Consider the following 18135-nt stretch of genomic DNA (forward strand, 5'->3'; position numbering starts at 1 on the left):
ATTTACAGTTAAAACCGATTTTACTTTCGATTTTAATCTACTCAATCATTTGTTTCTTTGTAAATATAGCTATTTAAGGATAGGAGAAGATAAATGATGGAATCAAAAGAACCAAATCGTGTTCAAAAAAATCAAAAATCTAGTTTTCTAAATAAGTTAAGCACTATTAAGTATGATTATTGGCTAATTGCCATTTTAATTTTGGCAGCTTTCTTGTACGCCTGGAATATCTGGGAGGCGGGTGAAGCCAATAATTTCTATACCGCTGCGATCGTCAGCATGACCAAGAGTTTTAAAAATTTCTGGTATGCCAGTTTTGATCCAGCCGGATTTATTACAGTTGATAAACCACCGGTAGCTCTTTGGTTTATGACAATCAGTGCCAAGATATTTGGTGTTCACGGTTGGAGCGTCGTATTGCCGTCAATTCTGTTTGGAATTGGTTCGGTTTATCTAATCTATGCGATGGTTTCAAAACGTTTTGGTAGAATTCCTGCCAGAATATCAGCATTGATCATGACTTTAACACCGATCGTAGTTGCTGATTCCAGAACTAATAATATGGATGCGACGTTAGTTTTCTTCCTATTACTATCTTTCTGGTTTGTTCAAAAGGCCGTTATGAATCATCAACAGCGATATCTCTGGATCGGTTTCGCTTTAATTGGATTTTCATTCAATATTAAAATGTTACAAGCTTTCATGGTTTTACCAGCACTATATCTTTATTATTGGTTAGCCGCAGAGGTTAATTGGAAAAAGAAATTACTCCACTTATCGATTGCAACAGTTTTCTTAGCTGTTTTCACTTTGATTTGGCCAATGTCAGTTGATATGACTAATTCGTCCAAACGTCCTTATGAAGGTGGTTCCGAAACTAATTCAGCAATGGAACTGGCCTTTGGATATAACGGGACACAACGATTACTTGGTCAAACGACTGGTACTGGTGGAGCTTTCCCTGGAATGGGTAATAGTTCTAAAAAGAGTAGTAAGTCAATGACACCACCGACTGGCAGCAAATCTAAGTCAGCTAGTGGAACTAAGTCAGCAACAAATGCACCCACACCACCTAGTGGTTCGAAGAAGAAATCCGCAACTGGAAATCCTCCGGCCAAACCATCAGGTTCTAAAAAGGGTACTATGCCAACCGGAACAAAAGGTGGTCAACCAGGTAGCAATAAAGCTGCTGGTGGCGGTGCTGGAACTGGTGGTGGAGGCGGTGGTGCTTTCAACATTGGTACAGCCGGTCCCTTTAGATTATTGCAAAAAGAATTGGGTCCACAAATTAGTTGGCTAATGTTGTTAGCCGTCTTTGGAGTCATTTCTAGTTATGCCTACTTCAGAGGTTCTAAAATGAAGAAATGGTACGCTTTAACACCGCAAAGAAAAGATCTTTGGCTTTGGATCGGTTGGATGGTACCAGTAGCTGGATTCTTCTCAGTTGCAAGTTTCTTCCACCCTTATTACACGATCATGTTAGCTCCAGCGATGGCCGTTCTAGCCGGAGTTGGAATTTATACGATGATTAAGCAGTGGCGTGAAAAGTCACCTTGGTCAATGCTGCTGCCGATTTCTATTTTAGCAACTAGTATTCTCCAAGCTTGGTATTTGACCGATTATTATCCAACTTTAGCTTGGGTATTATTGATAGCTGGAATTATCATTTCGCTTCCACTATTCGTCTTACCATGGATCGCTATAAAACTTAAAAATAAACGTATCTGGTCAATCGTAGCCCTAATTATCGTAATGATTGCACCAACATGGTGGTCATTGACACCAACTTTAGCTGGTTCAAGTGATGGTATCCCTAGTGCCGGACCAAGCTTACTTTCAGCTGGTGGTGGCGGAGGTGGTATGGGAGATTCTCAGACTGATTCCACACTATTAAATTACGTTGAAAAGCATCAAGGTAAAGCCGAATATTTATTTGCCACTGATGATTCTAGTACGGCTGCTCCATATATCATTAAATCAGGCAAAGCCGTTATGGCGATGGGTGGTTTCAATGGTACGGATGATGCAATTAGCTTGAAGCAATTTAAGAAACTTGTTAAAGAGGGCAAACTTAAATATTACTATTCAGGTGGTAAAACTGGTGGTTCCAATAATGAAATTGTTAGTTGGATCAAGAAACATGCTAAAAAAGTTTCACTAAGTAATAGTAGTACCCAAACTAATAATTCAAGTTCAGTCACAGTTTCATCAAAAACTAAACAAACAAGTACAGCAAGTCAGGCTCCAACTGGTACTACTGCTCCGGGTTCAAACAGTGCTAAAACTGGTGCAACTCCACCTGCTAAACCAAGTGGAACTAAGACTGGTAATGCACCAACTGGAACTAAACCTTCAGGTACCAAAGCTCCAAGTGGATCAAAGAAGAAATTGACCACAGCACAACTCAAGAAAATGAAGAAATCAGGTAAAACTGGTGCACCTTCTTCAATGGGTGGCGGCAAAATGGGTGGTCCAGGTCAATCTGGAACTCTCTATGACTTATCAAGTATCTATAAGTAACCAATGAAAGGAACATTTGCTTATGAAAAATCAATTGATCTCAATTGTTCTACCAGTTTTTAATGAAGAGGCCGGCATTCAGGCAACAATTGATACCTTATTAAATTATATTGAACAACAAGAGGAACGTTATGAATTGGTTTTTGTCGACGATGGTTCCAAAGATAAATCAGCCGCCATTATCAATCATGCGATTTCTCAACATGATAATATAAAGTTAGTTGAATTCTCACGAAACTTTGGCCACCAACTGGCTATTACAGCTGGGCTAGAATATACCAAGGGGGATGCAGTCGTCGTAATGGATGCTGATTTGCAAGATCCACCAGAAGTTATCCCCCAAATGATTGAGAAGTGGCACGAAGGTTATGAGATTGTCTACGGTAAGAGAATGCAGCGCGATGGTGAAACAATCTTTAAGAAATTTACAGCTAAGATGTTTTATCGAACATTCAAAAAATTAGCAACAATCGATATGCCATTGGATGTGGGTGATTTTCGATTGATGGATCGTAAAGCAGTTCATCAATTAGTTAAACTACATGAACAAGATCCGTTCGTCCGTGGTCAAGTTACTTGGATCGGCTTTAAGCAGACGAGTGTTCAATATCATCGTCAGGAAAGAATTGCTGGTGAGACTAAATATCCACTTTCTAAAATGATTCAATTGGCCTTAGATGGAATCACGTCTTTCTCAATGAAACCTTTACGTTTTGTCAATATTTTTTCCATCGTGCCTTTTGTCAGTGGCGTCTTTTCACTAGGGTATTTAATCGCTAGTGGAAACTACAGTTTAGCTTCAGTTGGAGTGACCGTACTCTTATTTACCTTAGGTTTGTTGATGCTGTCGATTGGGATATTGGGCAGTTATCTGGGTCGAGTTTTAGATCAGGTTAACAATCGTCCTCGTTTCATTGTTAGTAAGACAGAGGGGTTTCAAGAGCGAAATAAAGGCATCCACGACTTCTCAGCCCGTCAAATGAATAATTAATAATATAAAAATTAGTCTTTTATACTCAAAAAGTTTTCACACTTTTTAAATTCGATTTAATGTGTTACAGTAATGGTAAATTTGATAGCTATAAAGTTGTTTGATGGACAACGGTTTCTTATCAAATTGAACATGAACTATCCCATTCATAAAAAGAAGTTGACGAACACCCAGTCGCCAACTTCTTTTTTTTGTGTTAAAGAATCACTTATATGGTTATATAAATTATTTAAAATGACCGATTATAAAAGGACCTCTATTTCACAATCTCTGTGAAGTAGGGGTCCTTAGTTTTTAATATACGTCACCATTATAAATGGAATTTTTAACAATTACATAGTCAACTTTGCGAAGTGATTGTAGATCTTTACCACCAGCATAAGAAATGGATGATTGTAAATCTTGTTTCATCTCATTCAAGGTATCCATGATTTCCCCCTTATAAGGAATCAGCATGCGTTTACCTTCGACATTTTTATATTCACCTTTTTGATATTGAGAAGCAGAACCATAATAGGCTTTATATTTTTGACCATCTTTTTCGATAATCTTACCAGGAGATTCCTTGTGTCCAGCTAATAATGAACCAATCATTACCATATCAGCTCCAAAACGGACTGATTTAGCGATGTCGCCGTCATTTCGAACACCACCATCAGCAATAATGGGTTTACTAGCGGCCTTGGCACAGAGTCTAATAGCAGCCAATTGCCAACCACCAGTACCGAAACCGGTTTTTAACTTGGTGATACAAACTTTACCAGGTCCAATACCAACCTTAGTAGCATCAGCACCAGCATTTTCTAGTTCACGGACGGCTTCTGGAGTGCCGACATTACCAGCAATTAAGAAGGATGTTGGGAGATTCTTTTTGATATGTTTGATCATCTCAATGACCCGATCACTGTGACCATGAGCCACGTCGATAGTAATATAATCTGGTTTTAGATTCTCAGTGACTAATTCATCAATAAAGTTAAATTCATCTTTCTTGATACCGACACTGATTGAGGTAAATAAGTGTTTTAGATTCATAGTTTTAATAAAATCGATTCTTTTTTCTGGTTGAAAACGGTGCATAACGTAGAAAAAACCATCAGCAGCTAACTTTTCAGCTAAGTTTTCATCGATAATTGTCTGCATATTGGCAGGAACAACCGGAATCTTGAATGTTTTTGGACCGAATTTGATACTAGTATCGCATTCTGAACGGCTATCAACGATACATTTATTCGGTATTAGTTGGATATCTTCATAATCAAATACTTGCATTTAATATACACTCCATTAATTACGAACAATTATTATTTTTATATTCAATTTCGTTCGTATCTACAATTTAACTGGAAATGATTAAGAAGTCAAATTAAAATTGCTAATATTATGATTTAATATGATAGAATTTTCTTATACAATAATATTTGTAACAAGTATTGGAAATTTTGCAAAACAAAATGAAAATATTTGACACTAATACACGGAATTGGTATTATCATCTTATTATTAATAGAACGGTATATTAATAACGTTTATTAGTGACTCTCAAAAAATCGGTATATCCAATAGGAGTGGTTAAAAGTGCAACAGTATACTGCAGAAGATATTACAAAAATGGTTAAAGATGAAAACGTCGAATTTATTTGTTTGATGTTTACAGATATTAACGGAATTATCAAGAATGTAGAAGTTCCCGTATCTCAACTTGATAAAGTTTTAGCAAACAAAACTACTTTCGATGGTTCATCAATTGATGGATTCACACGTATTGAAGAAAGTGACATGCTATTACATCCCGATTTATCAACTTGGTTAATTTTCCCATGGGGAGAAGAACACGGTAAGGTTGCTCGTTTGATCTGTGATATTTACAAGACCGACGGTACACCATTTGAAGGTGATCCTCGTGTTAACCTTCAAAGAATTATCAAGAAGATGCACGATATGGGTTACACACACTTCAATATCGGACCAGAACCAGAATTTTTCCTATTTAATACAGATGAACATGGCAATCCAACTTTACATCTAAATGATGATGGTAGTTACTTTGACTTTTCACCTGTCGACTTGGGCGTTAATGTTCGTAAGGATATCGTTTTAGGATTAGAACAAATGGGCTTTGAAGTTGAAGCTAGTCACCATGAGGTTGCCCCAGGACAACAAGAAATTGATTTCAAATATCAAGATGCACTACAAGCGGCTGACAGTATCGAAACATTCAAGTTAGTTGTTAAGACTATTGCAAGAAAACATGGTTTGTATGCAACCTTTATGCCAAAGCCTATGCAAGGTATTAATGGTTCAGGGATGCACATTAACATGTCACTCTTTAATGGCGACGACAATATTTTTGATGATGAAAATGATATGTTATCAGATACAGCTAAGCAATTCTTGAGTGGCGTTTTGAAACATGCTCGTGCTTTGACAGCCGTTAACAATCCAACTGTTAACTCATATAAACGTTTAGTACCAGGTTTTGAAGCTCCAACTTACATTGCCTGGTCAAGTAAAAACCGTTCACCATTAATACGTGTACCTGCTGCAAAGGGTAAGGCCAAGCGTATTGAAATGAGAAGTGTTGATCCAACAACTAATCCATATCTTGCAATTGCATGTATTCTTGATGCTGGACTTGATGGTATTAAGAGTAATTACGATCTTATGCCAGAAGTTAAAGATAATATTTACGAAATGTCAGAAGACAAACGTCGTGAAGAGGGAATTATTGATCTACCATCTACCTTACACAACTCCTTGAAAGCACTACGTAAGGATGATTACGTTCAACAATCCCTTGGTACAGGCTTGACTAACAGTTTCTTTGCTGCTAAGAATGCTGAATGGGCTAGATATCAACAAACAGTTTCTCAATGGGAAAGAGATACTTATATGTCTCAATACTAATTTTAAATTAGAAATACTCTTGGGTTTTGACAACTCAGGAGTATTTTTTTGTGTCGCTAGGTAATATAATGATAGTGGTTACATAAAAATATTTATGTAGGAGGCAAGCATCATGACCATTAATTCAGAATTTTCCAAAATTTTCGAAGACAGTGGTTTGAATAGACAAGAACTTACTCAGAAACTGGGGGTCTCTGAGCAGGAAGTAATGATGTTACAAGCAGGAACCTTATATCCTAATGATAAATTACGACAATCAATCTATGATTTAGTCCCTGAAAAACGTTCACTAAGAAAATTTGAATCAAAATTTGAAACAGGACAACTCGTTGGAAATAAAGTCAGTTTTACTAGGACTGCTTTTACGATTGTTTTTATTATTTTTATTAGCGCTCTATTTACTGGATTTGGTTATCAACCAATGTGGGTTCTTAGTCTAGTTTTAGTATTAGGAATAGGTTTGACATTGCCAGCCTGTTTTCATTCCTACTGGATTATTAAAAATGATCGGATTGAAACAGATGATTTTAACCAATATGATTTTATAAAAATTTTTCAATTATTGGGGTTAGTTTCAAAAAAACAGGCTACGTACAAATATGATCAAATAAAAAAGGCCAGTCTAGAATATAAACTGCATACCAGAATCAGCCCATTTGATATTCAGGCCGACTATTTTAGAATAAATTTAACCTTACAAAATAATGAAATAATTTCTTTAGGAATCGATAGTAAATTAGCCACCGATTTATCTGATTTTATTAGTTTGTTAAATCATCAAGGTATTAATGTCAGTGATCAGCAACAAGTCTTACAAGTTATTGATCACGGTGAAAATCTCTTTGAACATTTTAATGCCAGTTTGAATTAAAAAAGTATAAAATAATGAATACAAACGTTATAATGGAATTAATATTTCTATAAGAGAAGAGGAGGACCGATATGGCTTATTCAATTGGACAAGTGGCAGAAAAAACGGGCCTTTCTAGTTATACCTTGCGTTATTATGATAAAGAAGGCTTGATGCCATTTGTTCATCGTGGCAACGGTGGTCGTCGAGAATTTACTGAAAATGATATGGATTTCGTTGATTTGATCTCGTGTCTTAAAGAAACCGGTATGTCGTTAAAAGAAATTAGAGATTTTGTTAAATATGTCAATGGAAGGCAATATTACTTTGGAAGAACGATTAGCTATGTTTAAAAAGCAACGTGATAATGTGATGAAACAGATTGCCCAATCGCAGAGATATTTAGAAAAACTAGACCATAAGGTTCAATACTTTGAAGCTGCCTGTGCTCAGGGAACTGAAACCGGTTTAGAGGATTTTTGCGACACATTGGAAGCCGCTTCAAAAGCTAGTCAATCGCTGAATAACTAAATATTTGTTTATAGACGTTTTTCTGGAAATTAGTATTTTAAAATGTTAATATTTGGCGTAATCAAAATTCTGATTACTGCTTTCCCCCCAGAGAGCATAAAAGACACCAGCCTAGGCTGATGTCTTTTTTTTTGCATTTATTCTCTGGTAATACTTAAAACAGCGGATGCTTTTAGGGAATTCTTATTATCTCTACCAATTGTGATCCAATCGGCAGCACTGATCAAACCCTCAAGTTTGTTTTCTTCATCGTCTTCGGTAACTTTTCCATCTTCAAAAGTACCATTGAAAATACGATCCAAATAATAATTATCATCGTTGCTTGCCATAAGTGAGGATTGATACTTCCAAGCGATAATGTATGTTTCTTCAGTGATGTGAATGCTTCTACCATTCACTAGATTAATATTCAAAGCCATGATAACCGCCTCCTTACTTTGATTATAGCAAAGATAGCGCTTTAAACCTGAATAGATATACCTATTATTAAAAAAGTTATTTACACCTTGATTTATTCATAGAATTTTAAAAGATATGGTTTCTTAATTAGCCATCTTTTTCAATTTGGACTGACCGAGTTTAAAGACGAATAACGATAAAATCAAAATACCAATTGCTGATAAATATAAAACTGTGTAAGAAGTATATTTGATTAGGATGCCTCCAAGTAATGGCCCAATTGCCTTAGGGAAAGTAGAGGACATGCTGATGATACTTTGATAGTGACCGGCTTTCGACTTAGGTGTTGAGTTACTTATTAAAGCTGGAATGGATGGCGCAACTAGCATTTCTCCTAAAGTATAAAGAATTACTCCTGCAGCAAATGCTAGGTAGGCTGTGGCGTTGATCAAGGAACCAAAGGCAATGATATAAAGCATGACTCCCAAAGGGATTTGAAATTTTTTGAACCAGTTCCAATTTTTGGTCAAATAGGTTATCAGCGGCAATAAGGTGATGGTCAAGATAGAATTGATGGTCCACAGGATGCTATATTTACTCATTGGAATACCAAGTCTGGTGATATTTGCTGAAATATTGCTGCTCTATTGTGAATTGACAATCCAGATTAGACTAATAAATAAAACGATTAAGGTGATTCCAGATTGAAATTTGAATTTGGTCAAATATATTTTCTGACGTGTATTATTAATGAACCCTGAATCGCCGTTATACCAAAAAATACCTAAAATAAAAAATAAACCTAATGAAATAAAGTAAGCTACAAAAACCAATGTCATATTAATACTGGCAAGGGTGCCACATAAAGCCGTACCAATGATACTACCAAATTTAGAACTAACATAAATACCGGTAAAGATATTGTATTTATTAATATGATTGATTTGAGATGCATAGGAATTGATAACAGTATAAGAGCTGCCGACGCCAAAGCCTAAAATTGTTAAAAATATTGGATAGGCAGGCCAACCGTGGTTAAAAATTAGTCCAATCAAGGCTCCTAAAGAAATTGTTGTACTGATGATGACGGTCTTATGCCCCCCGATGTGATCAAACAGTTGACCTCCAACATAGTCTCCTAAAAAATTAAAAAAGGAGTTAAAAAAAAGAACCGTCCCCGCAACTGCTAATGACTGATGTAAATAATTGTGAATCAGAATGGTATTGATGGGCCACATAAAACTGGCTCCACCTGATTCTAGAAAAGCTCCCAAAAATAATACTTTGGCAGTTACCTTCTTCACTTTGTTTCCCCCCTCAAAATAAATCAGTGATGATTTTCCGATATGATAAAAATTTTAGCATTCTAGTAAAACATGTCAATTTTCTTTTCGTTGAAGTTAGATGTGAAATTATTAATTTCAAGGGTAAAATTAATAATATCGATAAACCGTTAATGATATTTGGAGGTAAACAAATGGCTAAGGATGATGAAATGAACAAACTTAGTAGTAGGGAACGGATCATAGCACTATTCTTAAGGATGTTTAAGGGTGAAACAATCACTTATACTGAGGCAATGGCAGACTACAATGCCTCCCAGAGACCTGTTCAAATGGACATCCAATTCATTCGTACTGCTTTAAAAGAGTATATGCCTGAGTCCGAACTGTTTTATGACAAAGGCAAAGGGGTTCATGGAATCAAAAGTAAGGGGAAATTTCAATCAGGAGAACTTTTGGCGATATTAAAAATATTGATTGGAACTCGAGCTTTTGGTAAACAAGAATTAATGGACATTGAATATGATCTGCTAGAATTAATCTCGACGGATGATAGATCACAAGTTAAAAGACTCTTAGGTGCAGCCAATGATGCGTATATTCCTGTTGCTCAAAGAGATGACTTGATAGAACTTATTGGTAATTTCTTTGATTGGATAATCAATAAAAAGCCAATTGAATATGATTATAAAAGTAGCAATGGTAGGGGTCCACAAAATGGACACGTGGGGATTCCCTTTAATTTATATTTTGATAGATTCTATTTTTATGTACGGATGTATGTGATCGATTTGAATAAAAGTTACGTTTGTCGAGTTGATCGTTTCACAATGTGTAAGCCCAAAAGTCGTTCATATAATATTCCGGAAATAAAAAAAGAGGATGTTAATGCGGCGATAAATAAAACTTATTTACTCAAAATGGGCAATGAGATACATTTTAAAATTCAGTACTGGAGTTATCCACAAACAGCTCTAGATGCTTTACCAGGATCAAAAGTAGAAAAAATCTTAGATGATGGTAGTGTCATTATTACCGGTGATATTTTTTTAAGAGGAATATTGTTGTGGGCTCTTGGTCAAGGAGATGGGGTCAAGGTCTTAGCTCCACAGTCATTGGTCGATGCGGTCGTTGAAAGATTACGTAAAACAATGACTTTGTATGAATAAATTATTTATAAACGACATATTGTGTCGTTCTAAATTTAAATAAGTATTAGGAATACGACCCAAGCTGATTATATGGTGATTAAAATAAAAAAAGTCCTGATTGAATTTTAATCAGGACTTTTTATTGAAACTAGTGATTTATTATAAGTAAAAAAATCGCAAAAAAGATAACATCCAGAATGGCCGACCATTCGTACCATTTATCTGGTTTTTTAAACTCTACGGTGTTATGCCCTCGTCTTCGAGGGTTCCACGACGGATATTCTTTTTTGGATATGTTCTTCATTTTGCATCTTCTCCTTATATTGTCTGGGTACATTATATCGAGAATATAATGTTTTTTCCACTCAAAAATACTATCTTCATGAGTTTTATTAAAAAGAAAGGGCTTGCATTTTAATAAATAAAGAATATACTTTCATTTATTGTCCGTTGGGAAATGTTTTAAGAAATAAAAAGATGGAGGTAGACAAATGAAATATCGTGTCCAATTAAACACTATTTCACAATTGTTTACTGTTGAAGATAAAAACACACATGTTTTTGCAGATGGTAAAACAATTGAAGAAGCTGTCAGTAAATTAAAGACTGCTTAATGAAAATTAAATAAAATAGCAAAGGTCATCTCATATGAGATGGCTTTTTTTGTAGGAATTTATAATAATATCAGTTTTTTTTGATACAGAATATCGTGTTGTATCACTATCAGTGATATTAGACAATGAAGGAACTATTTGTTGTAGGGGAGAAAATTATGAACACTACTGACGAACGAATTCAAATGGCACTCTTAGATTTAATGAAAGAAAAGCGCTTGGAAGAAATTACAATCATTGCTATTGCGGATAAAAGTAAAGTTAATCGCACAACTGTTTATCGGCACTATGTTGATAAGTATGCTATTTTACAAGTGATTGAGAATGATATTATTCAGAACTTTACCGAAATCACTGATAATAATGTTAGTGCAGTTTTAAATGCTGTTAATAAACAACGCAATATAATCAGCGTGCTACTAGGTGAGCATGGTGATCCGCGTTTCAATGATCGATTTATTTCATTTTTGATGGCTAGGGGCTTGAGAACCTTAGATTCTTCAACTAGATTTGATGCCTTAGATATTCGCCAAAAGGAATTACTAATTCAATATCTGTCAGCTGCTTTAGTAGGATTGGTGAAGTATTGGCTAAATCATCCTGATATGAAGGTCGAGGAGTTAGATACCTTTTTTGGTAATCTCTTTCGGAATGGAATCAACAGTTTTATGGAGCCTTAAAAATATTAGGGTTAATAAAAAAAGTCATTCTCATATGAGATGACTTTTTTTATTTATAAGCGAACTACGAAAATCGAACTCGCGACCCCGGCTTGGGAAGCCGGCATTTTACCATTAGACTAAGTTCGCATTGAACAACTTCTATATTATACAATAAATTATTTTAAAAAGATAAAGTTTATTTAAAAAAACCTTGAGAATTTACAATATAAATTGATTTTTGGTTTTCATTACCATAGAATCAAAAGTGATGATAAAATTTTATCAATAAATTGCGTCAAGGAGAAGATTATAATGAAAAAAACATTGGTTACTATTTTGGCCGCTGTTTCATTAATGGGTGGTTTTACTGCAGTCGCAACTGGCTGTTCTAACTCAAGTACACAACAAGCAGAACAACATTCTGCTAAAAAGGTTACAAAGAGTGAGATCAAGAACCATGACTATGTTGGTGTCAGTTCAGATAACAAGGATGAGTACATTACATTCTTTACTGGTAAAGACAACAAGACAGTTCAATTTGTCCGTGTCAGCAAGAACGGTTCAAAGAAAGCTATTACTGATTTCAAAAAGGCTAAGTTAGTTCTTAACAAGGATAATCCTAAAAAATTCAAGATCGATGGTTTCAGAATTATTAAGGAACCTGATTTCGAATGGAACTTTGTTAAGGTTGGTAAAACAACAATCAAGACTCCTGATGGCAAAAAATGGAAATTATACGATGGAACACACAAGCAAGCAATCAAGGCTGTTCAAAAGAACGGTAAATAATGATGAAAGAAGTAACTTCGGTTGCTTCTTTTTTTTGTGCTTAAATGTATATTCAACTTTCAGATAAGATTAGTGTTAATAAATGAGATTACTGCTTAAAGTTATACAATTATAACAATAACCTTATGGAACGCTAGGCGGGCATAGGTTCTGCTGACAAAAAGCTCTTCAATTAATTTTTGGAGAGCCTTTTTTTGATCAATTTTTAGCTTTTTTTATGAACAAAATATTGTAAATATATGTATTTCAGAAAATATTTATAGAATTATGGCAGTTTTATTCGAATTATATAAAATTTATTTTTGATTAAAATAATTTTAATTAGGGCTATCCATTGCCAGTCATAGCGCCAATAAGTTATATTTTAAAAATTAAAAGTGATATATCATGAATAGTGAATTTCATGAAACCGCTTGCAATGATATGAGTTGTTCGTTATAGTTGGTTCTGGTAACGGAGTACAAAAATTAAGGAGTGATTTTTTATGACTAAACCAATACATGTTACATCCGAAATTGGAAAATTAGATGTAGTAATGTTGAAACGTCCCGGACAGGAAGTTGAAAACATTACACCCGACACAATGCCCCGACTATTGTTCGATGACATCCCATATTTACCAATTGCCCAAAAAGAACATGATAATTTTGCTCAAATCTTGAGAGATAATGGTACCGAAGTTCTTTATCTTGATGATTTAGCATCACAAGCAATCGACGCTGGAAATGTAAAAGATGCATTTGTAGAAAAGATGCTTCACGAATCAGACTACACTGTTGGTGCTGACCACGACGCATTGAAAGAATACTTGATGAGTCTTGACACACCAGCTATGGTTAACAAAATGATGATCGGTGTTCGTAAGAATGACATTGACTTTACCCCGACAGATCTTGTCAGTGCCGCTGAAGACTCAGATTATCCATTCTTTATGGATCCAATGCCAAACCTCTATTTCACTAGAGATCCGGCAGCTTCAATCGGTGAAGGTCTAAGTATTAACCACATGACTTTCGCAGCTAGACAACGTGAATCAATGTTTATGGAAGCAATTATTAAATATCACCCACGTTTCGCTGACAAAGGACTTAATGTTTGGCGTAACCGTGATCATACACACCGTATCGAAGGTGGAGACGAATTAGTTCTTAGTGACCATGTCTTGGCAATTGGTGTTTCTCAAAGAACATCAGCTACAGCTATTCAAGATATTGCTAGAAACTTATTCAAAGAAGGCACTTACGATACAGTTATTGCTATCAAGATTCCTCATAACCATGCCATGATGCATTTGGATACTGTCTTTACAATGATCAACTATGATCAATTTACAGTTCATCCAGGAATCCTCGGTGACGGTGGCAAGATCGATACATGGACAATCCACCCAACTAAAGATGGCGACTTATCATTTGAACACAACCAAGATTTAAAGGCTGTTCTTAAGAAAGAACTTGGCTTAGATGACCTTGACTTGATTCCAACAGGTAACGGCGATCCAATCGTTGCTCCTAGAGAACAATGGAATGATGGTTCAAATACCTTAGCAATTGCACCCGGTGTCGTAGTAACTTACGATCGAAACTACGTTTCTAACGAAATGTTAAGACAACACGGCTTGAAAGTATTGGAGACAATCTCAAGTGAATTATCACGTGGTCGTGGGGGCCCTCGTTGCATGAGTATGCCATTAGTTCGTGAAGACTTAAAATAATTTTAATATTATTAGAAGATTGTGATAGACTAAGTCTAACTCGCAATTAGGAGGAATGATCTTGGATTATAAAGGAAAAGAAAACTCAGTGTTTCAAGGTAGAAGTCTTTTAGCAGAAAAGGACTACACACCAGAAGAATTAGAATATTTAATTGATTTCGCAATTCATTTGAAGGCTCTAAAGAAAAAGGGCATTCCTCATCATTATCTTGAAGGCAAAAATATTGCCTTATTATTCGAAAAGAACTCAACAAGAACTCGTTCAGCTTTCACAACTGCTTCAATTGACTTAGGTGCTCATCCAGAATTCTTGGGTGCTAATGATATTCAATTAGGTAGTAAGGAAAGTGTTGAAGATACTGGTCGCGTTCTCGGTAGCATGTTTGATGCTATTGAATTTAGAGGATTTTCACAAAAGACTGTTGAAGGTCTTGCTAAATTCTCAGGCGTTCCTGTATGGAATGGTTTAACAGACGAATGGCACCCAACACAAATGTTGGCTGATTTCATGACAATGAAAGAAACATTCGGCAGTATCAAAGGTAAGACTTTGACATTCGTTGGTGATGGTCGTAACAACATGGCTAACAGTTTCTTAGTTACAGGATCAATGTTGGGTGTAAATATCCACATCGTTGCTCCTAAGGAATTATTCCCAGACCAAAGTGTTATCGACACTGCTCAAGGCTATGCTGACAAATCAGGTAGCAAGTTTATGATCACTGATAACATTGACGAAGGTGTTAAAGGCACTAACGTTATCTATACTGATGTATGGGTATCAATGGGTGAAGAAAGTCAATGGGAAGAAAGAATTAAACTTCTCAAACCATATCAAGTTAACATGGATATGATCAAGAAGGCAGGACAACCTGATGACCAAATCATCTTCATGCACTGTCTACCTGCTTTCCATGATGCAACTACTAAATATGGACAAGACATCAAAGCAAAATATGGTCTTAATGAAATGGAAGTAACAGACGAAGTCTTCAGAAGCAAATATGCACGTCAATTTGAAGAAGCTGAAAACAGAATGCACTCCATTAAAGCCATTATGGCAGCAACTCTTGGTAACTTGTTCATCCCTAAGGTTTAATCGGTTATTGAAGAAGGGGCTAATCATAATGGTTGGCCCTTTTTTCATCCCTACTTTATAAAAAAAGGAATGAGTATTATGGAAGAAAAGAAGGGTCTATCACTTGGAGCTTTGACAGCAGCGGTTGTTACGAGTTCCATCGGTTCAGGTGTCTTTACCTTAACAAGCTCCCTTTCAGGTGGTGCAGCTCCTGGTCCCGTACTATTAGCATGGGTCGTGGTTGGTTTTGGTATCATGATGTTAGCTTTATCGTTGAATAATTTGTTACTGAAACAACCAGAATCTGAAGGTATTCAAGCTTATGCACAAGCTGGTTTTGGAAACTTTGCTGGGTTTGTCAGTGGCTGGGGGTATTGGTTGTCAGCTTGGTTAGGAAATGTGGCCTTTGCGACTGTATTAATGAGTTCATTAGGCTACTTTTTTCCAATATTTGGCAATGGGCAAAATATCCCATCAGTGATCTTTGCAAGTATTGTTTCATGGTCGTTAACCCTTATTGTTAATCGTGGAGTTGAATCTGCGGCAGCAATGAATACGATCATTACTATCTGTAAGTTAATTCCACTGTTTGTTTTTATCGTTGTCGGAATTATCGTCTTTAAAGGTGGTATTTTTACAGCTCATTTCTGGAGCAACGTCGCTTCAGGAGTAGCCGGAAAAGCTAGTATCGCTACTCAGTTTAGATCATGTTTGATGATCATGATGTGGGTTTTCGTAGGGGTTGAAGGAGCAAGTATGCTTTCATCTCGTGCTAAAGATAAAAACGATGCTGGAAAAGCTACTATTATTGGTATTATCAGTCTATTAGTAATTTATGTTTTAGCTTCAGTTTTACCATATGGTTATTTATCTCAAAATGAACTTGCTAAGATCAATCAACCAGCAATGCTCTATATTTTCCAAGATATGGTTGGAAAATGGGGCGGTGCCTTTATCGGGATCGGTTTAGTTATCGCTATTTTGGGTTCATGGTTGTCTTGGACAATGTTGCCTGCAGATACAACTATGTTGATGGCAGAGGAAAAGCTCTTGCCAGCCATCTTTGGTAAAAAGAACAAGAAAGGCGCTCCAACTTTTTCACTCGTGTTGACAGCATCATTGATTCAGGTCTTCTTAGTTATTCTGTTGTTCTCACAAGAAGCTTATAATTTTGCCTTATCACTCTGTACGGCGGCTATCGTAGTTTGTTATATCTTTGTTGGTTTGTATCAAGTGAAATTTTCACTAAAAAACAAAGATACAAAACAACTTTGGATCGGAATCTTCGCAGCGGCCTTTCAGATTGTTGCCATCGTTTTAGCTGGACTACATTTCTTAATGTTAGTTTGTATTGGATACCTTCCCGGAATCTATTTCTACTACAAAGCTAAAAAGGATTACAACATTGATGGTGGAAAATTAACTAAAGCAGAAACTGTTTGGTCAATAATTATCGTTGCCTTAGCAATCGTAAGTATTGTCATGATCGCAATGGGAGCAATTAAAATTTAGGAAGTGTTAAGTATGAAAATAGCCGGATTTGGTGTTGAAGAATGGTTGAACGTACATGAACGTGAAGCTAAGTATGATTTAGCTCAAAGTACGATTACCTCATTTACTATGAATGAATTGAAAGAATTAACTAAAGCTGACTCACTCTATGATCAACTTGATGAACAAAAGATGAACTATGGTTGGATTGAGGGTTCACCAACTTTTAAACAGGAAATCAGTAAGATGTATCAAAATGTTGACTCCGACAACATTTTGCAAACAAATGGTGCTACTGGTGCCAATATGCTTGCCATCTATTCGCTAATTGAACCAGGCGACCATGTGATCAGTGTTTATCCAAGTTATCAACAGCTTTATGATATTCCGAAGTCATTAGGTGCTGAAGTTAGTTTTTGGAAGTTACGTGAAGATAAAAATTGGTACCCCGATATCGATGAATTGAAACGTTTGATTCGTCCCAATACTAAGATGATCTGCATCAATAATGCTAACAATCCAACAGGAACAATTTTAGATAGGAAGTTCTTGGAGCAAGTTGTTGAAATTGCTCGTTCAGTTGGTGCTTATATTTTAGTTGATGAAGTTTATCTACCATTCGATGAATCCGTTGACTTCGCACCCATCGTGGATCTGTATGAGAAGGGGATTTCGACTAATTCACTTTCAAAAACTTATTCAATGCCTGGAATTCGAGTTGGTTGGACAGCAACTAATTCAGAATTGGCAGATATTTTCAGAAAATACCGTGATTATACAATGATCTGTTCTGGTGTTTTCAGTGATCAAATGGCTTGTTTGGTTCTGGAAAATAAGGACAAAGTTTTGGATCGAAATAAGAAAATTGTCCTTGATAATTTAGCTTACTTTAAAGATTGGGTTGAAAAGACTCCGAAGGTTAGCTGTGTCTTTCCAAATGGTGTGTCGACATCGTTTGTTAAATTAGATACTAAAAAATCAAGTCAAGAGTTCTGTCAAGATCTATTAAAAGATACTGGAGTTTTATTAGTACCAGGTGAAGCGTTTGATGTGCCCGGCTATGCAAGATTAGGATATTGTGCACCGCATGAAACACTGACTAAAGGTTTAGAAATTTTAGGAGAATATTTACAAGACAATTAAAAGCAAAATTTG

General features: G+C 35.8%; 18 protein-coding genes and 1 tRNA gene. 14 read left to right on the forward strand and 5 right to left on the reverse strand.

Going from position 1 to position 18135, the window contains the following annotated elements:
* Positions 1-96 precede the first annotated feature (96 nt).
* On the forward strand, positions 97-2520 hold the full coding sequence (locus IV57_RS05165; RefSeq protein WP_057880520.1) for an ArnT family glycosyltransferase: 2424 nt from the start codon (positions 97-99) through the stop codon (positions 2518-2520).
* 22 nt (positions 2521-2542) lie between these two features.
* On the forward strand, positions 2543-3511 hold the full coding sequence (locus IV57_RS05170; protein ID WP_057880438.1) for a glycosyltransferase family 2 protein: 969 nt from the start codon (positions 2543-2545) through the stop codon (positions 3509-3511).
* A 294-nt stretch (positions 3512-3805) separates the two neighbouring features.
* On the opposite strand, the gene IV57_RS05175 is transcribed toward IV57_RS05170, so the two are convergent.
* Positions 3806-4783, reverse strand: coding sequence for a GMP reductase (locus IV57_RS05175; protein ID WP_057880439.1), 978 nt, complete (start codon positions 4781-4783; stop codon positions 3806-3808).
* Between the two features lie 306 nt (positions 4784-5089).
* Between IV57_RS05175 and glnA the strand changes: the two genes are divergently transcribed.
* The 4 genes from glnA to IV57_RS13360 all read left to right on the forward strand — a co-directional run bounded on the left by glnA (position 5090) and on the right by IV57_RS13360 (position 7799).
* Positions 5090-6418 carry a type I glutamate--ammonia ligase gene (glnA, locus tag IV57_RS05180; protein WP_157051908.1) on the forward strand — a complete coding sequence of 443 codons (1329 nt, stop codon included), beginning with the start codon at positions 5090-5092 and terminating at the stop codon, positions 6416-6418.
* Between the two features lie 112 nt (positions 6419-6530).
* Positions 6531-7289, forward strand: coding sequence for a hypothetical protein (locus IV57_RS05185; protein WP_057880440.1), 759 nt, complete (start codon positions 6531-6533; stop codon positions 7287-7289).
* Positions 7290-7360: 71 nt separating this feature from the next.
* Positions 7361-7621, forward strand: a complete 261-nt coding sequence (locus tag IV57_RS13355) for a MerR family transcriptional regulator (protein ID WP_057880441.1) — start codon at positions 7361-7363, stop codon at positions 7619-7621.
* On the forward strand, positions 7614-7799 hold the full coding sequence (locus tag IV57_RS13360) for a MerR family transcriptional regulator (RefSeq protein WP_057880442.1): 186 nt from the start codon (positions 7614-7616) through the stop codon (positions 7797-7799). The genes IV57_RS13355 and IV57_RS13360 overlap by 8 nt, the downstream gene beginning before the upstream one ends.
* A gap of 137 nt (positions 7800-7936) precedes the next feature.
* Here IV57_RS13360 and IV57_RS05200 read toward each other — a convergent pair whose 3' ends face one another.
* The 3 genes from IV57_RS05200 to IV57_RS05210 all read right to left on the reverse strand — a co-directional run bounded on the left by IV57_RS05200 (position 7937) and on the right by IV57_RS05210 (position 9502).
* Entirely contained in the window at positions 7937-8218 is a 282-nt protein-coding gene (locus IV57_RS05200) for a hypothetical protein (RefSeq protein ID WP_057880443.1), read from the reverse strand.
* A gap of 123 nt (positions 8219-8341) precedes the next feature.
* Positions 8342-8800 (reverse strand): MFS transporter, encoded by a 459-nt coding sequence (locus IV57_RS05205; protein WP_083488894.1) that lies wholly within the window; start codon positions 8798-8800, stop codon positions 8342-8344.
* 42 nt (positions 8801-8842) lie between these two features.
* On the reverse strand, positions 8843-9502 hold the full coding sequence (locus IV57_RS05210) for an MFS transporter (protein ID WP_057880445.1): 660 nt from the start codon (positions 9500-9502) through the stop codon (positions 8843-8845).
* Between the two features lie 173 nt (positions 9503-9675).
* Between IV57_RS05210 and IV57_RS05215 the strand changes: the two genes are divergently transcribed.
* From IV57_RS05215 to IV57_RS05220, 3 genes are all read left to right on the forward strand, one after another.
* Positions 9676-10650 carry a helix-turn-helix transcriptional regulator gene (locus IV57_RS05215; RefSeq protein ID WP_057880446.1) on the forward strand — a complete coding sequence of 325 codons (975 nt, stop codon included), beginning with the start codon at positions 9676-9678 and terminating at the stop codon, positions 10648-10650.
* A 473-nt stretch (positions 10651-11123) separates the two neighbouring features.
* Positions 11124-11246: a hypothetical protein gene (locus IV57_RS13435; protein ID WP_269083219.1), complete on the forward strand. Its 123-nt coding sequence runs from the start codon at positions 11124-11126 to the stop codon at positions 11244-11246.
* A gap of 158 nt (positions 11247-11404) precedes the next feature.
* Positions 11405-11926, forward strand: a complete 522-nt coding sequence (locus IV57_RS05220; RefSeq protein WP_057880447.1) for a TetR/AcrR family transcriptional regulator — start codon at positions 11405-11407, stop codon at positions 11924-11926.
* A 58-nt stretch (positions 11927-11984) separates the two neighbouring features.
* Here the strand turns inward: IV57_RS05220 and IV57_RS05225 are convergent.
* Positions 11985-12055, reverse strand: a tRNA-Gly gene (locus IV57_RS05225).
* Between the two features lie 165 nt (positions 12056-12220).
* On the opposite strand from IV57_RS05225, the gene IV57_RS05230 reads away from it, so the two are divergent.
* From IV57_RS05230 to IV57_RS05250, 5 genes are all read left to right on the forward strand, one after another.
* Complete coding sequence (locus IV57_RS05230; RefSeq protein ID WP_057880448.1) at positions 12221-12697, forward strand: hypothetical protein; 477 nt, start codon at positions 12221-12223, stop codon at positions 12695-12697.
* A gap of 484 nt (positions 12698-13181) precedes the next feature.
* Positions 13182-14411, forward strand: a complete 1230-nt coding sequence (gene arcA, locus IV57_RS05235; RefSeq protein ID WP_057880449.1) for an arginine deiminase — start codon at positions 13182-13184, stop codon at positions 14409-14411.
* 55 nt (positions 14412-14466) lie between these two features.
* Positions 14467-15510 (forward strand): ornithine carbamoyltransferase, encoded by a 1044-nt coding sequence (gene argF / locus IV57_RS05240; RefSeq protein ID WP_057880450.1) that lies wholly within the window; start codon positions 14467-14469, stop codon positions 15508-15510.
* A gap of 78 nt (positions 15511-15588) precedes the next feature.
* Entirely contained in the window at positions 15589-17001 is a 1413-nt protein-coding gene (gene arcD / locus IV57_RS05245) for an arginine-ornithine antiporter (RefSeq protein WP_083488897.1), read from the forward strand.
* 12 nt (positions 17002-17013) lie between these two features.
* On the forward strand, positions 17014-18123 hold the full coding sequence (locus IV57_RS05250; RefSeq protein ID WP_057880452.1) for an aminotransferase: 1110 nt from the start codon (positions 17014-17016) through the stop codon (positions 18121-18123).
* Positions 18124-18135: the final 12 nt, after the last annotated feature.

Origin of the sequence: Companilactobacillus kimchiensis, assembly GCF_001438805.1 — a bacterium.
GTDB classification, from domain to species: Bacteria; Bacillota; Bacilli; order Lactobacillales; family Lactobacillaceae; genus Companilactobacillus; species Companilactobacillus kimchiensis.